Origin of the sequence: Ureibacillus sp. FSL K6-8385 (assembly GCF_038593155.1) — a bacterium.
GTDB classification, from domain to species: domain Bacteria; phylum Bacillota; class Bacilli; order Bacillales_A; family Planococcaceae; genus Ureibacillus; species Ureibacillus terrenus.
In genome coordinates, this window is the sequence record NZ_CP151968.1 from 2,338,196 (window position 1) to 2,352,247 (window position 14,052).

Sequence of the window (14,052 nt, forward strand, 5' to 3'; positions counted from 1 at the left end):
AATCCTGACGCTGCAGGGGTTTTTTTTATTCAAATTAAAAAGAAAAGGCAACCGGAAAGATTTTTCCGGTCACCTTTTCTTTATTTTTTATGGAATGTAATAATAAACTCGGTTCCTTTCCCTACTTCGCTTTTCACCCCAATCTCCCCGCCATGCGCCTCTACAATCGTCTTGGCAATGGCCAGTCCAAGGCCCGTTCCGTTTCTTTTTCTTGAAGCATCTCCACGATAAAAACGTTCAAAAATATGCTCCAAATCTTTTGGCAAAATCCCGATTCCCGTGTCCTTTACGCTCAGTACGATTTTTTCCTCCCGGCAAACCAGCGAACAAGTAATGGAACCTTCTTTTGTGTAGCGGACCGCATTATCCAGCAATATATAAACGAGCTGCTGGATTCTCGCCTTATCCCCTTTCATCACCACGCCGTCTTGAATCTTTTCTTCCAATGCAAGATGGGATGGAAGGGTTCTTTTAAATCGATTTAATAAAGAACGGATCATTGAAGAAAGATCCAATTCCTCTATATTCAGTTCAACACGGTCCTGGTCGCTTCTTGCCAAAAACAATAAATCATCCAGCAATTTATGCATCATTTCCGCTTCCTGTCTCATATCTTCCAGCACTTGTCTGCCAAACGGGCTCAAATTTTCCTGTTCTTCGCTTTCCAAAACATCAATGGAGCTATAAAAAACGCTTAGCGGCGTACGAAGTTCATGGGAAGCGTCGGAAACAAATTTCCTTTGTTTTTCATAAGACCGTTGAATCGGCTTCATCGCCTGCTCTGCAAAGAAACTTCCGGCCAGGGCAAACAGCAAGCTAAATACAACCGTCAGGAACAATAAAATCCAAACGATGTTTTGAATGAGATGCTTTTCATCTGTTATATTCTTTCCGACAATCACACTGCCGATTAATTGCCCGTCAATTTTAAGAGGATAGTAGATAAAAAGCACATGCGCTTTGTTCCACTCTGTTTCTTTTACTATCGCTGAAGCCTGTGGACGGAAACCCGTTTCTCCAATATATTTTGCAAAGTCTTGGACGGTTTCTTCCCCTTCGATTAAACGGAAATCCGTGTCAAATACGTAGTAAAATATATCCCTTTCCGGCCTATATTTCACCGGTTCAATTTCTTCAATTTCCTCTTCGTCGTAGTCAGGTTCTTCGCGTTCCGGTTCTCCATACTCTTCCACAATAACTCTTTTTTTACGTTTCCCCTCCAGTATTTGTTTTATTTCACCTCCCCTATATCTTTTAAATAACTCTTCAATGAATTCATGGCGTTCGCTTTCATAATAACGTTCCAATTCTTGGACTTCCTGTTTGTTAATCGCATTGGAAATAAAAAGATAGAGCACAGTAATGAAAATAATTAGGATAAGTAAAAGCGATCCCGTGTAAATCAATGTAAGTTTCAATTTGACCTTCTTAAATTCCATTTTGATCCCTCAATTTATAGCCGACGCCTCTCACATTTTTAATGATGGACGGTTTTCCGGGCACATCCACTTTCTTTCGCAGCAGTTTCACCAAGGCATCCAAAGCGTTATCTGTAATTTCCGCATCAAATCCCCAAATTCTCTCGATAATCATTTCCCGCGGCAATACTTGATGCTTATTTCGGAGCAACAATTCCAGCAATTCGTATTCTTTTTTTGAAAGTTCAATGACTTTGCCGTTTCTTTTCACTTCATGGGTATTTAAATTCAGCTCCAAATCGTCAAATGTTAAAGTCTCTTCAAAAGGTTTGTCGACTCTTCGCGACAATGCCCGTATCCTTGCAACAAGCTCTTCAAATTTAAAAGGCTTGATCAAATAATCGTCCGCCCCCGAATCCAATCCTTCCACCACATCTTCAACGGAATCTTTGGCGGTCAAAAACAAAATGCCTCCATTATAACCGTTTTCTCTTAGACGTTTGCACACTTCCAGGCCGCTTAATTCCGGCATCATCCAGTCCAAAATGATGACGTCATAGTCCGTGAACATGGCATAATCATAGGCGCTTTGGCCATCCTTTACCCAATCCACCCGTCCATATTCCTTTTTCAATAAATGATAGACCATTTTCCCCAAGTGCTCATCATCTTCGGCAAATAATATGTTCATTCATCTTCACCTTCTTGAGTACAGTCTTTTTTATTAGCGTATCAAAAAAATCTGAAAAGAAATTGAAAATTTCTTATACTTCAAGGATAATTAAAGGCTTTTTATTTTATATCTGCATTCGGCAACCTTATTTGTACGGAGTGATTCAATTTTTCTGCACAACTTTGATAAAGAAATGGGCCGACCTGTCCGAATGCTGTTTCATCCGGCAGCCCAAAGAAAAACTTCTCCTCCGGGAATAATAAAAAACGCTTAAGGTCAGCCCTTAAGCGTTTTCTTCAACGTCTCGAATGCACTTCATAAATGGCGAATTTCAAATAGTCCCCTTCATCGGCGGCGAGCAATTTGGGATGGTCATAGCCGGCGCCGCTCCAATACACTTCGCGCAACACTTTTTTGGCATCAAACGCCGCATCGGCAATCATCTCCCGGAACTTGTCAGGGCGGACATGGTATGAGCAGCTTGCAGTGACTAAAAAGCCGCCGTCTTTGACAAGCTTCAATCCATTAAGATTGATGTCTTTATAACCGCGCAGCGCTTTCCGGACGGCATTGGCCGATTTCGCAAATGCCGGCGGATCAAGGATGACGACATCCCACTGTTTGCCGTCGCGCACTGCCTGGCGCAAATAATCAAACGCATTGTCGACCACGAAGTCGACGTTTGTAAAGCCGTTTAAGGCCGCGTTCCGTTTCGCCGTTTCAATCGCATGTTCGGAAATGTCCACGGCAGTGACATGTTTTGCCCCATATAGGCAGGCGTTTAACATAAATGAACCGGTATGGGTGAAGCAGTCAAGCACCGTTGTGTCCGGGCCGATCAGCGGGCGGATGGCGGCGCGGTTTTGCCGCTGGTCGAAGAAAAAGCCGGTTTTTTGGCCATTTTCAATATCGACAATATATTTGACGCCGTTTTCCTCGATTTCAATTTCCGTTTCCGCTTCCCCATACCAAAAACCTTTTTCTTTCTCCAAACCTTCCAATTCCCGTACGTTTACATCATTGCGCAAATAAATGGCCCTCGGTTCAAATACTTCAAGCAAACCGGTCAAAATCCAATCTTTATTTTCCATTCCGAGCGCCAATATTTGCACCACAAGAACGTCCTCATATTTATCGACAATGAGACCCGGCAAAAAATCAGCTTCCCCGTAGACGGCGCGGCAGGAACGGACACCCGGTATCATTCGTTCGCGGTATGCCCACGCCTGGCGGATGCGGTTGACAAAAAACTGTTCATTCAGTTCATCATCGGGGTTCTGCGTCATCACACGCACAATGATTTGTGAAGCCGGATTGATATATCCTTTCGCCAGCCAAAATCCCTCATGGTTATAGATATCAACGAAGTCTCCGGGCGTGATTTCTCCTTCGATATAATCGACTTCGCTTTGGAAAACCCAAGGATGGCCTTGTTCAAGACGCTTCTTTCGTTTCCGGTTCAAAACAACTTTTGCCATCTATCTGTTTCACTCCCATTCGATTGTCAGTCGTTGCGTTTTAATAATAGCGAATCCCGCAAAACTGCGCAAACATTGGGCAGAAAGTCGGTTGACAACCGGCAGTGGAGTGATATGATAAACGTAAATTAAAAATTGCATGATGTTGAAACATCCACTAGGGGTGCCTTCAGAAAGGCTGAGATCAAAGTGTGCCTTTGAGACCCTTAGCACCTGATCTGGGTAATACCAGCGTAGGGAAGTGGAGAGGAGTTTACAAGGGCAACATGGCGTTGCCATCATAAATTGTGGGCTCATGCCGCTTTCTTTACGCTCGTCCGTAAAGAAAGCGGCTTTTTTATTATAGAAACTGCTTTATATTGAGGGGAGAGGTTCAAATGAGTGTTCAACATTATGATGTCGTGATTGTCGGCGGCGGGGTAATTGGTGCCGCGGCAGCCTTCGAACTTTCCAAACGGCAGCACCGGGTCGCCATATTAGAAAAACGGACAGCGGCTTGCGAAGCATCAAGTGCGGCAGCCGGCATGCTGGGGGCGCAATCGGAGTTTTTCTCGCCAAGTCCGCTCGTGCCGTTCGCCCTAAAAAGCCGGGCCCTTATGCTATCCTTGGCGGTAGAGCTGAAGGATCGGACAGGGATTGATATCGGCCTTGTGGAAAAAGGAATGATCAAAGTGGCAACCACAGAGAAAGAAGCGGAAGAGCTCCAACGCCATTTTGAATTCTGGCGAGAAACGGATTATCCGGTGCGCTGGCTGACGAAAGAGGAAGCGGTTGAGATGGAGCCGTCTCTTGCAAAAGAAGCAATTGTTGGAGCCATGTACATTGAAGGCGACGGGCAAGTGAGCGCTCCGGATTTGGCCAGGGCCCTCGGATATGCCGCGATTTCGGCCGGCGCCCAGCTGTATGATTATACAGAGGTATTGAACATTCGTTCCGAAGACGGCATCCATCTCGTCGATACAACGAATGGGACGTTTGCCGCCGGGGCGGTTGTCATCGCCGCGGGTGCCTGGACTGCACGGCTCGGGGCAATGATCGGCCTTCCTCTTGCCATGTATCCGGTCAAAGGGGAATGCCTCATGGTACGCACACAGGCTCCATTGCTGCGGACAACCATTTTTGCCAAAAACGGCTGCTATATCGTACCGAAGCGGGGCAATCAACTTCTTATTGGCGCGACCTCTACACCGGAGACATATGACGGCCGTGTGTCCGCTGGCGGAGTGCTAAGTCTGCTTCACCGCGCAACCGCTCTTGTACCGGACATCCAACAAGCTGAATGGATCAAAACATGGGGCGGAATCCGTCCGCAGACAAAAGACGGCTTGCCATACATCGGGGAACATCCGGAGCGGCAAGGACTGTTTGTCGCGGCAGGCCATTACCGGAACGGCATTTTGCTTTGCGCACTCACCGGCCGTCTGATGGCAGACTTGGTTGAGCGGAAAGAAACGGGGATCGATTTATCGCCGTTTTCATTGACCCGGCATGCAGAACAAGACACAATCACTCTGATAAACTGAAAATATACGGCTCGAATCTTTTTATTTATTCGCTCTTTTCGCAAAGTTTAATTTCAAAACAACAAAGCGAATGGGAGAACCTTTTTCTCTTCCCATTCGCCTTATTTTTTTGAAAACAGTAAAGTTCAGATTTTAGACATGAGTAATAATCAAATATAATTTTACACTCGCGCCAATTTCTCGGCAGTATAATCGTAGCCAACAACTTCTCCCTTTGGAGCGCCGGTTGATTTTTTATCTTGCTTATAACCCAGCAATGGGAATACAAGCTCTGCAAATTGATATGCTTCTTCTAAATGAGGATAGCCTGATAAAACAAACTTATTGATGCCAATTTCCTGATATTCGCGGATGCGTTCCGCCACTGTTTCCGGATCTCCAACAATTGCTGTTCCGCAGCCTCCGCGCACAAGGCCGACCCCTGCCCATAAATTTGGGTAGATTTCCAGATTGCCGCGTTCCCCTTTGTTCAATTCTGTCATTTTCTTTTGTCCGACTGAATCGTAGCGTTTAAACACTTCTTGGGCTTTTTTAATCGCCTCATCATCAACGTATTTAATTAAGTCGTTTGCCGCCTTCCACGCTTCTTCATTTGTTTCCCGGACAATGACATGGACACGCAACCCAAATTCTACTTCACGGCCATGTTTTGCCGCTTCTGCCCGGACTTTTTCAATTTTCTCTTTCACTTGTCGAGGCGGTTCCCCCCATGTCAAGTACACATCGGAATGCTTTGCCGCCACTTTGATTCCCGCATCGGATGAACCGCCGAAGTAAATTGGTGGGTGAGGCTTTTGGATGCCAGGGAACATGATTTCCCCGCCTTCCACTTTCAAATGTTTTCCTTCATAATCCACTTTTTCTTCCGCCAACAAGGCGCGCCAAATATCCAAAAATTCATCTGTGATTTCATAACGTTCATCATGGGAAGCGAATATGCCGTCTCCGGCCAGTTCCACCGGATCTCCCCCGGCAACAACATTGATCAACAAACGTCCATTTGAAATTTGATCGAGCGTCGCTGTCATACGTGCCGCAACAGTCGGTTTCATCACCCCTGGACGAACCGCAATCAAAAATTTTAACTTTTGAGTCACTGTTGACAACGCTGACGCTGTTACCCAAGGATCGTTGCATGATTTTCCTGTCGGAATCAATACTCCTTCGTAGCCCAGCTCATCAACCGCTTGCGCAATTTGCTTAATGTACGGGAAGTTCGTTTCGCGGGCGCCTTTTGTTGTTGCTAAATATCGGCCATCTCCATATGTTGGAATAAACCAGAAAAAGTCCATTTAAACCTCTCCTTTTTTATGAATATTGTTTATTATTCAACACCTTCAAAATTTGTCCGCCATTTTAACAATTTTTTCTCCAATAAACGGACAAGGGAATCAGTTAATTTTCCGACCACTCCGAAAATGATGATGCCGACGAATACCTTATCTGTCTGGGAAAACTGTCGTGCATCCATAATCATATATCCGACCCCTGAACTGGATCCCATCAACTCAGCCACAACAAGGCTGAGCCAAGCAATTCCAAGGGATAGGCGAATTCCGACAAGAATATGGCCAAGGGCTGATGGCAGAATTAATTTAGTAACCTTTTTCCATCTACTAAATTCCAATACTTGCGCCACTTCAAAAAGTTTCATATCAACAGAACGTATGCCATTATAAGTGTTTACATATAACGGAAAGAATGACGCAAATGCGATGAGCAATATTTTCGATAATTCATCGAATCCAAACCACAAGATAAATAATGGGGTTACCGCTAAGCTTGGAATTGTTCTCAGCATTTGCATCGTTGGATCTAAATAGCTTTCAAATTGCTTTGAGAAACCTACAAGAAAGCCAAGAATCAAGGCGATGCCGCCTCCGAGCAAAAAGCCTGCTGCAGCACGATAGATGCTAATCTGCAAATGTTCCAATAACACACCGCTAATAATCAACTGATAAAAAGTTGATACAATTTGAAGAGGACTTGGAAGAACTGTTACGGAAACAAGACCGCTTGAAGAAACTATTTGCCAAATGATGATTACAAGCAGCGGGAAAACCAATCCTTTTCCCCAAGCCGCCGATGATTTTTTTGCTTTTTTCCCGCCGGCAATCGGCTTATTCAATGCCTGAGCCCGGACCATATCACTCACCACCTTTTAATAATTTCTCAATAAATCGGTTCTCCACTACTGTTTCCACATCGATTTTGTTGCCAAATACGCCTTGTTCCACAAACAAATCCGCCACTCTCTGTTGGCTCTCAATGACATCTTCCTCAATGACTTGCATCTCATATGGCGTATTTTTTAAGACTTCCTCCACAACGACAGGGTCAAGCCCTTTTAAGTCTGCAAAAAATTGCACCGCTTCCTCAGGATGCTCATTCAGCCAATCGGTCGCCTTTTTATATACTTTCAGATAAATAGATACCAGCTCAGGATTTTCTTCTATAAAATCTGTCCGCGCAATGGTGAACAATGGACTAAATACACCAATATCCTCACATTTTATCAGCGCTTTTGCATGATTCCCTACAGTTTGATAGGAAATAAACGGTTCCCATGTAGCCCATGCATCCACTGTGCCATTTTCAAATGCAGGCTGCGCCTCATCCGGCTGAAGCTGGATAATCTCAACCTTTGACGGGTCAACCCCCTCTTTATCAAAAGCTTCATATAACAAACCATAAGCGCTGCTGCCTTTCGCTACCGCTACTTTTTTGCCTACCAAATCTTTAACGGACTTAATATCGCTGTCTTCCGGAATTAAAATGGCGTTATTGGTTTTACCTTTGGACAATAAGGCAATTTCTTTAAAATCAATTCCTGCTGCTTGCCCAGAAAGCGGCGGTGTATTTCCTACCTCTGTAATATCCAGTTTCCCTGCGGCAATACCTTCAAATTGAGGGGGGCCGCTTTGGAATTCAGTCCAATTGATTTTAACTCCGACTTCTTCAAACGCTTCTTCCAGCCATCCTTTTTCTTTTGCTATCCACAAAGGGGAAAGGACTTGCTGAATTCCCAGATTAATAGTTTTTGTTGAAGATGAACTGTTTTTATTTTCACTTTCCGAATCAGATGAACAAGCAGCCAATAACAAAGCAAACAATGCTAACATAAATAGAAATCGTTTTTTCATAATCCATACCTCCTAGATGCCTTCTCCATCCCGATATTTTTCATATTCCGTTTTTTCAAATTCCTGTAATACCCGCTGTCTTACATCCTGATATGAAGGACTTGTTCTTGAGCGCGGATAACTTAATTCAACAGGGACGAGCTTTTCCACTCTTCCCGGATTTGCACTCAAAATCGCAATATGTGTCCCAAGATACACCGCCTCGTCAATATCATGGGTTACAAGCATCATCGTGATCTTCTTGCGTTGCCAAATATCGATGAGCACATCCTGCAAATGTTGGCGTGTGAACGCGTCCAATGCGCCAAACGGTTCATCGAGCAACAATATTTCCGGATCCCGGATAAGAGCCCTCGCTATCGCTACCCGTTGCGACATACCGCCCGAAATTTCGCTTGGATATGCTTTCTCATAGCCTTTGAGCCGGACAATTTCTATTATTTCATCCACTTTTTCGCGGACTTCCGGATCTTTCAGATTTAAGTCTGCCGCGATATTTTGCTCCACCGTCATCCAAGGAAACAAACGATGTTCTTGAAAAATAAACCCTTGAGCAATCCCCGGCTTTTCCACTTGACGTCCATTGACGATGACGGCACCGCGGTAATCCGTATCCAGTCCGGCCACGATTTTCAGCAACGTACTTTTGCCGCAACCGCTCGGCCCAATAATCGTTAAAAAATCTCCTTTATTAAGCGTCAACTGAATATCGTCGAGCACAAGCTTCCGTTCTTGTTCAATGCGAAAGTTCTTTTCTTGAATCGAAATCTTTACCCCCATACATAAACCTCCCCCAATAAAAAAAGACAACAAGAGACCTTCACCATGCGTTTATCATGAATGGCATGTATGAAGACCTCCAGTTGTCTGGCAAGTCTTGTTTATTATTTCTGATTTTACTAAGCAGAGACTTAATATTGTTTAATACCTAGTAATTTTATATGTTTAATATAAAATAATCGTATAAAAATGTCAATACTTTTTCTTTGCTGGTTTTCATTCGTTTTTCTCTTGCATTATCACAAACTCATTATTTCAGTGCCTTGACACTTCAAAAAGGACAAAAATTCTCAAGCAAGATCTAACAATGCAATGATTTTCCTTCCTCAGATTCTCTATGATATTATTTCAGTAAATATGAAAGAAGGATAAGTGAATGCCATGGGATTTTCAAATAAAACCGTGATTGTTACAGGTGCAGGAAACGGGATTGGAAAAGGGATTGCGTCGCTTTACGCGAAAGAAGGCGCGAATGTCGTTATCGCTGATATCGATGAACATGGCGGAAATCAAGTTCTTCAACAAATCAAAGGACAGGGCGGAAAAGCAATTTTCGTAAAAACCGATGTCAGAGTGGAAGAAGATATTGTCCGGTTAATGAAAGCTGCCCATGAAGCATATGGCCGCATCGATATTTTAATCAATAATGCGGGCATATCGGTATTTAAATCCCCGTTCGAATTAACGGTCGAAGAATGGGACAACATTATCAATACAAATTTACGAAGCGTCTTCCTGGCTTCGAGGGAAGCGGCAACATATATGCGGCAGAACCGGGATGGCGGTGCAATTGTGAATATCGCCTCCACGCGCGCCATTATGTCCGAACCGAATTCGGAAGCTTATGCGGCCTCCAAAGGCGGCATTGTCGCTTTGACCCACGCCCTGGCCGCATCATTCAGCGAATATCGGATTACCGTCAATGCCATCTCTCCGGGCTGGATTGAAACGGGCGATTATTCAAAATTGCGGAGAATCGACCATGAACAGCATTTCTCAAAACGTGTAGGCAAACCGGATGATATTGCCAGAGCATGCCTCTATTTAACGTCAAAAGAAAACGACTTTGTTACAGGCATCAATCTGGTTGTCGACGGCGGTATGACGAGAAAAATGATTTATGTGGAATAAAAAATAGGAGAAGCCTGAACTATGCGGGTTGTTTTCATGGTTCGCGGCTTCTCCTTTTTTATATGACATTTTTACGCCAGCATCGGTTTTTTATGTTTCGAATCCGCAGGAAAAACGCGGCAGCCCAAAGAAAAGACACCGACCAAAGAAATCGGAAAAGAAACCCCCGTTTCCGACCGTGGATGAACGGGAGATTGCCGCGCTGCACAATAACAAAATCAATCCCGTGCTTCTCCAGAAAGGAATGGCTTTCTTCGAATGAATTTTCATTAGATGAACCCGGTGATATCAAGAGTCTCCATTTGCTACAGAAAGTTAATGTTGTTTTCTGCCGCCTCCTGATGCTGATATTTGTACTCTTCCCATCGTTTCCGGGCAAAGTTCCGGTATTTATTTGAAATTTCCCTGCCAGTTAACAACCGGGAAAATCCCCTTTTCGCTTCCGCAAGATCCCCTAATCGGAGACTTATTTCCGCAACCAAATATTGTATTTTTTCTTCGCTCTCTTTGTTGGCTGCGCGGGACTTATTGAACAAGTCCCTTGCCGACTGCAGATAGCGCTTTTCGGACATCCGATCTTGTTTTAACCGATACAGCCAGGCAATTTTTAAGGCGAAATTCGCCAAGACAAGTTCTTCTTCCATGGAAGCTTTTGCGACCAAATAAGCCATTTGATAACTTGCAACGGCTTCATCAATTGTCCGTTCTCTGCAAAGGTTCATCACCTTTTGCAATTTGTTGATATAACTTTCACCGGCGAGGGAAAGAAATGGCCCATAAGTCCGCGTCATCGACTTATGATAGGCGTATCCGCAATGCGGACAAACAGCCACTTCATATAACAAGGGATTCACCCCTTCGTATATCGGCATAAAATCCATATCCTGCCCTTTCACTTTAAAACGGCCGGGGCGGACTTTATATGTTGTATAACTCTTCCTGCAAAAATTGCACACCATCTTGCTTTCGTAATAATCCAGATTAAATGACATATCATACCAATCCCTTTAAATTTTTCAAAAAAATGGAGAATAATAGGAAATTTATAACAATGAATAAATAGACTATGAATCCAAGGTCTTTCTTTATATTATAACTTTTAACCCTGATATTTTGATGATGAAAATAGGAAAATTTCATTAAAATTGCAGAAATTTATGAAGCAAGAGAGATTTTGCAAACGCATAGTTTGACCATGAAATCAAAAAACGCACACCATCCGGAATGGTGCGCGTTTGCAACTTTATTAATCTGGCAATGAATTTTTCATATCATGATTCATTCTTTTCCTGCCCGATATTCCATATCTTCTCCAAATCAATGAGGAAATGAGGAGAATCAAACCGGCCGAAGCGCCAATCAGCTGGTCTAATAAAAGCTCGCCTTTTGCGAAATAGCGGATCATGAATACGCCGCCAAAAATAATCATGATAATTACTGACAATCGAATGAAAAATAAATTTACTTTCATAATCAATCCCCCTCCATTTTTAATGAGCCTGAATCCGAATGCTGTATTTTTGAACATTACTCCAAAGCAGGAGGAAGCAAAGAAAAGCTTAAATAACTGCTGATTCCTAAAACCGCAGCCAGCCCGAAATAAATCAGAAAGGTAAAAAGTTTGGTTTTACCGTCTGTTTGATAATAGGAAGCCGTTTGTTCAACCCGTTTATGTATGTTCTCCACTTCCCGTTCAAAACCAGAAATAAACGCCTGTTTCTTTTGTTCTCTTGTTCTTTCCCTTTCTTCTTCCGACATTTCTTTTTCATGTTCTTGTTCATCATTTAATATATCCAATGTTTCCAGCAATTCCCTTTCTTCTTTCAGATTCTTTTCCAAGGATTTGGCGAAATATTGCAAATGTTCGTAAGTGGAAGTTTCCGCGATATTTTTCAATGAAGCAAGCATCTCTTGATATTCTATTACACGTTTCCGGTCGTCACTAATATTTTTTTGTATTTTCCGAATGGAAGACCATTGAAAAAGCCCCAAAAACATCATGACAAACGCCAAAAAACTTTGGCTCCAAATGGCAAAAACCAAAAGCAGAATCAAACCAAGCCCCCACAATTTTGTACTGATGGCGGAAACAATACGTCCCCCGTCAAGAGGTGTGATCGGAATCAGATTGAACAGGTTAAGGATTGAACCCAACACGATTACCAATGCCCAAAAACTGTCTTTTGTAAACATGTACAACGGTACGGCGGGCAAAAAGGCAAGCAGCCCAAATAACGGACCCATATATGCTATAAAAGCTTCTTCCTTGGCATTCTTCGGCTGTTTCTTCGTTCCAACGACCGCGCCCATGAAGGGGATAAAAATCGCCGGACTCGTCGGGATGTTTAATTTCCTTGCGGCATAGAGATGGCCGCATTCGTGAGTATCATCACAAATTTTATAAAAAGTCATCTTATGTAAAACGTTTAATTTTAAATACGTTTATTATAGCGAAATTGTTTCATCCTATTCATTTCCATCGGCTTTTATACACTTTTCCTCTCATCGGCAACTGCGAAATAAAAAAGCAGAAGACATTTTATATCCAATGTCTTCTGCTTAAGGGAAATGAATTTTCCTCTTAGCTTGCGGGCCCTCCAATAAAAGCAGGCCTTCGAAGATCAGGATTTTGATCCGTTTTATTAAAAACTTTGCCAAAGACAGTCCTTTTCCATATTCCGCATTTTTCTGATCAGCCCGGCATCAACCTTCTTATTCTTCCGCTTTCAATACCAATTTCACGATGGATATAAACGCCCCGTAAAGCACACCTGCCACCGGCCAAACCACCCAGGTAACCTCCCATTTCATGCCAGTCAAAGACCATGCAAGATAAACCGCAACTACGACACACCAATACGCACCGCTGATTCTGCCAATCACGACGGATGATTTTTTCTTCCCTATTGTATAATCCCCTTCTTGAAGCAGTTTTTCATAACTTCCTTTCACAATGCCGACCCTTACAAACATGTTTACGGCAATCGCAATCATTACCAGAAGCAAACCGACCATCAAGGTGATAATATAGGTTTTATCTGTAAGCAAGCCGCTGATGATGAGTGGCAAGCAGCTTAAAATACATAGGACCACACCGATTGACACGAATAAATTAAACTTGCCGGTAAACGCGTTCTTTTTCTCCCGCACCATTCCGCTGACGCCATATTCCGTTTCAATCGCTTCTGTATTGAGATAGTCGTACTTTTGCGATTCGTTGGCGCACTTGATAAAGATAAACACTCCCACGGTAATCATAAGCAATAAAGCGGTGATGCCTATACCGCCGGCAACCTTGTCGGTAATGCCAAAGAGTTTGTCGTCCGCCAATCCCGAAAGGACGATTAATATCGAAGGAGATAAAATGCAGAGCGATACGCCGAATGCAATCAAAGGTGCCTGTTTTTCCTGCAATTTCAAAAAATCCACCGCTTCTTCCATGCTCACTTTGCGAATGTTTCTTGACTCTTCCGGCGCTTCATCCATTGGAAGCGGAGATGCCATCTGCCCCAATTCATCTTTCAACAGATAATCGGTCGTCACGCCAAACAATTCGGCCATTTTTAAAATGCGGTTCAGATCCGGCACCGATTGGGCGCTTTCCCATTTGGATACAGCCTGCCTTGAAACGCCGAGCTTTTCCGCCAATTCTTCCTGGCTCCAACCATTCTTCTTTCGTTCTTCCCTGATTTTGTCTGCTAAAATCATTTTTCATCATCCTTTTTTATTCATTATTTGCTTTTCTTTTTTCAATCACATCCTACCCAAAAGGAAAGTTGCATTCTATAAAGTCCGTTTGGAAGTTTGTCAACTGCCGGTTGCAACCCGCGCCGCCACTGTATTTTTGCATGTATCCAAACATTTTGAATCTTTCTCGTTACACTCTTATGTTAAGAACTCTTTATT

General features: G+C 43.3%; 13 protein-coding genes and 1 riboswitch. Of the genes, 2 read left to right on the forward strand and 11 right to left on the reverse strand.

Annotation, left to right across the window (positions count from 1 at the left end; translation table 11 throughout):
* Positions 1–80: 80 nt before the first annotated feature.
* From NST62_RS11635 to NST62_RS11645, 3 genes are all read right to left on the reverse strand, one after another.
* Positions 81–1,439 (reverse strand): HAMP domain-containing sensor histidine kinase, encoded by a 1,359-nt coding sequence (locus NST62_RS11635; RefSeq protein ID WP_141601915.1) that lies wholly within the window; start codon positions 1,437–1,439, stop codon positions 81–83.
* On the reverse strand, positions 1,429–2,109 hold the full coding sequence (locus NST62_RS11640) for a response regulator transcription factor (RefSeq protein ID WP_141601916.1): 681 nt from the start codon (positions 2,107–2,109) through the stop codon (positions 1,429–1,431). The genes NST62_RS11635 and NST62_RS11640 overlap by 11 nt, the downstream gene beginning before the upstream one ends.
* Positions 2,110–2,387: 278 nt before the next feature.
* Positions 2,388–3,569, reverse strand: a complete 1,182-nt coding sequence (locus NST62_RS11645; protein WP_342462914.1) for a class I SAM-dependent rRNA methyltransferase — start codon at positions 3,567–3,569, stop codon at positions 2,388–2,390.
* Between the two features lie 149 nt (positions 3,570–3,718).
* Positions 3,719–3,826, forward strand: a riboswitch (TPP riboswitch).
* Between the two features lie 120 nt (positions 3,827–3,946).
* Between NST62_RS11645 and thiO the strand changes: the two genes are divergently transcribed.
* Positions 3,947–5,092, forward strand: a complete 1,146-nt coding sequence (gene thiO, locus NST62_RS11650) for a glycine oxidase ThiO (protein WP_141601918.1) — start codon at positions 3,947–3,949, stop codon at positions 5,090–5,092.
* 161 nt (positions 5,093–5,253) lie between these two features.
* Here thiO and ssuD read toward each other — a convergent pair whose 3' ends face one another.
* From ssuD to NST62_RS11670, 4 genes are read right to left on the reverse strand one after another with little or no spacing between them, the layout of a single operon-like run.
* Complete coding sequence (gene ssuD, locus NST62_RS11655; protein WP_342462915.1) at positions 5,254–6,384, reverse strand: FMNH2-dependent alkanesulfonate monooxygenase; 1,131 nt, start codon at positions 6,382–6,384, stop codon at positions 5,254–5,256.
* 32 nt (positions 6,385–6,416) lie between these two features.
* Entirely contained in the window at positions 6,417–7,238 is an 822-nt protein-coding gene (locus NST62_RS11660) for an ABC transporter permease (protein WP_342462916.1), read from the reverse strand.
* A 1-nt stretch (position 7,239) separates the two neighbouring features.
* Positions 7,240–8,235, reverse strand: coding sequence for an aliphatic sulfonate ABC transporter substrate-binding protein (locus tag NST62_RS11665; RefSeq protein WP_328215917.1), 996 nt, complete (start codon positions 8,233–8,235; stop codon positions 7,240–7,242).
* A 12-nt stretch (positions 8,236–8,247) separates the two neighbouring features.
* Positions 8,248–9,015: an ABC transporter ATP-binding protein gene (locus tag NST62_RS11670; RefSeq protein WP_141601922.1), complete on the reverse strand. Its 768-nt coding sequence runs from the start codon at positions 9,013–9,015 to the stop codon at positions 8,248–8,250.
* A gap of 381 nt (positions 9,016–9,396) precedes the next feature.
* On the opposite strand from NST62_RS11670, the gene NST62_RS11675 reads away from it, so the two are divergent.
* Positions 9,397–10,146 (forward strand): glucose 1-dehydrogenase, encoded by a 750-nt coding sequence (locus tag NST62_RS11675; protein ID WP_141601923.1) that lies wholly within the window; start codon positions 9,397–9,399, stop codon positions 10,144–10,146.
* A gap of 305 nt (positions 10,147–10,451) precedes the next feature.
* On the opposite strand, the gene NST62_RS11680 is transcribed toward NST62_RS11675, so the two are convergent.
* The 4 genes from NST62_RS11680 to NST62_RS11695 all read right to left on the reverse strand — a co-directional run bounded on the left by NST62_RS11680 (position 10,452) and on the right by NST62_RS11695 (position 13,854).
* The gene (locus tag NST62_RS11680) at positions 10,452–11,138 is read right to left on the reverse strand and encodes a DUF2225 domain-containing protein (RefSeq protein WP_141601924.1); all 687 of its coding nucleotides are present in this window, start codon (positions 11,136–11,138) and stop codon (positions 10,452–10,454) included.
* Between the two features lie 254 nt (positions 11,139–11,392).
* Positions 11,393–11,617 carry a hypothetical protein gene (locus NST62_RS11685; protein WP_141601925.1) on the reverse strand — a complete coding sequence of 75 codons (225 nt, stop codon included), beginning with the start codon at positions 11,615–11,617 and terminating at the stop codon, positions 11,393–11,395.
* Between the two features lie 56 nt (positions 11,618–11,673).
* Positions 11,674–12,558 (reverse strand): site-2 protease family protein, encoded by an 885-nt coding sequence (locus NST62_RS11690; RefSeq protein ID WP_342462917.1) that lies wholly within the window; start codon positions 12,556–12,558, stop codon positions 11,674–11,676.
* Positions 12,559–12,858: 300 nt separating this feature from the next.
* On the reverse strand, positions 12,859–13,854 hold the full coding sequence (locus tag NST62_RS11695) for a helix-turn-helix domain-containing protein (protein WP_328220165.1): 996 nt from the start codon (positions 13,852–13,854) through the stop codon (positions 12,859–12,861).
* Between the last annotated feature and the right edge of the window lie 198 nt (positions 13,855–14,052).

Excerpts from the sequence above, each read along its gene's own strand:
- NST62_RS11635 (WP_141601915.1), bottom strand. The coding sequence starts at position 1,439 with ATGGAATTTAAGAAGGTCAAATTGAAACTTACATTGATTTACACGGGA.
- NST62_RS11640 (WP_141601916.1), bottom strand. The coding sequence starts at position 2,109 with ATGAACATATTATTTGCCGAAGATGATGAGCACTTGGGGAAAATGGTC.
- NST62_RS11645 (WP_342462914.1), bottom strand. The coding sequence starts at position 3,569 with ATGGCAAAAGTTGTTTTGAACCGGAAACGAAAGAAGCGTCTTGAACAA.
- thiO (WP_141601918.1), top strand. The coding sequence starts at position 3,947 with ATGAGTGTTCAACATTATGATGTCGTGATTGTCGGCGGCGGGGTAATT.
- ssuD (WP_342462915.1), bottom strand. The coding sequence starts at position 6,384 with ATGGACTTTTTCTGGTTTATTCCAACATATGGAGATGGCCGATATTTA.
- NST62_RS11660 (WP_342462916.1), bottom strand. The coding sequence starts at position 7,238 with ATGGTCCGGGCTCAGGCATTGAATAAGCCGATTGCCGGCGGGAAAAAA.
- NST62_RS11665 (WP_328215917.1), bottom strand. The coding sequence starts at position 8,235 with ATGAAAAAACGATTTCTATTTATGTTAGCATTGTTTGCTTTGTTATTG.
- NST62_RS11670 (WP_141601922.1), bottom strand. The coding sequence starts at position 9,015 with ATGGGGGTAAAGATTTCGATTCAAGAAAAGAACTTTCGCATTGAACAA.
- NST62_RS11675 (WP_141601923.1), top strand. The coding sequence starts at position 9,397 with ATGGGATTTTCAAATAAAACCGTGATTGTTACAGGTGCAGGAAACGGG.
- NST62_RS11680 (WP_141601924.1), bottom strand. The coding sequence starts at position 11,138 with ATGTCATTTAATCTGGATTATTACGAAAGCAAGATGGTGTGCAATTTT.
- NST62_RS11685 (WP_141601925.1), bottom strand. The coding sequence starts at position 11,617 with ATGAAAGTAAATTTATTTTTCATTCGATTGTCAGTAATTATCATGATT.
- NST62_RS11690 (WP_342462917.1), bottom strand. The coding sequence starts at position 12,558 with ATGACTTTTTATAAAATTTGTGATGATACTCACGAATGCGGCCATCTC.
- NST62_RS11695 (WP_328220165.1), bottom strand. The coding sequence starts at position 13,854 with ATGATTTTAGCAGACAAAATCAGGGAAGAACGAAAGAAGAATGGTTGG.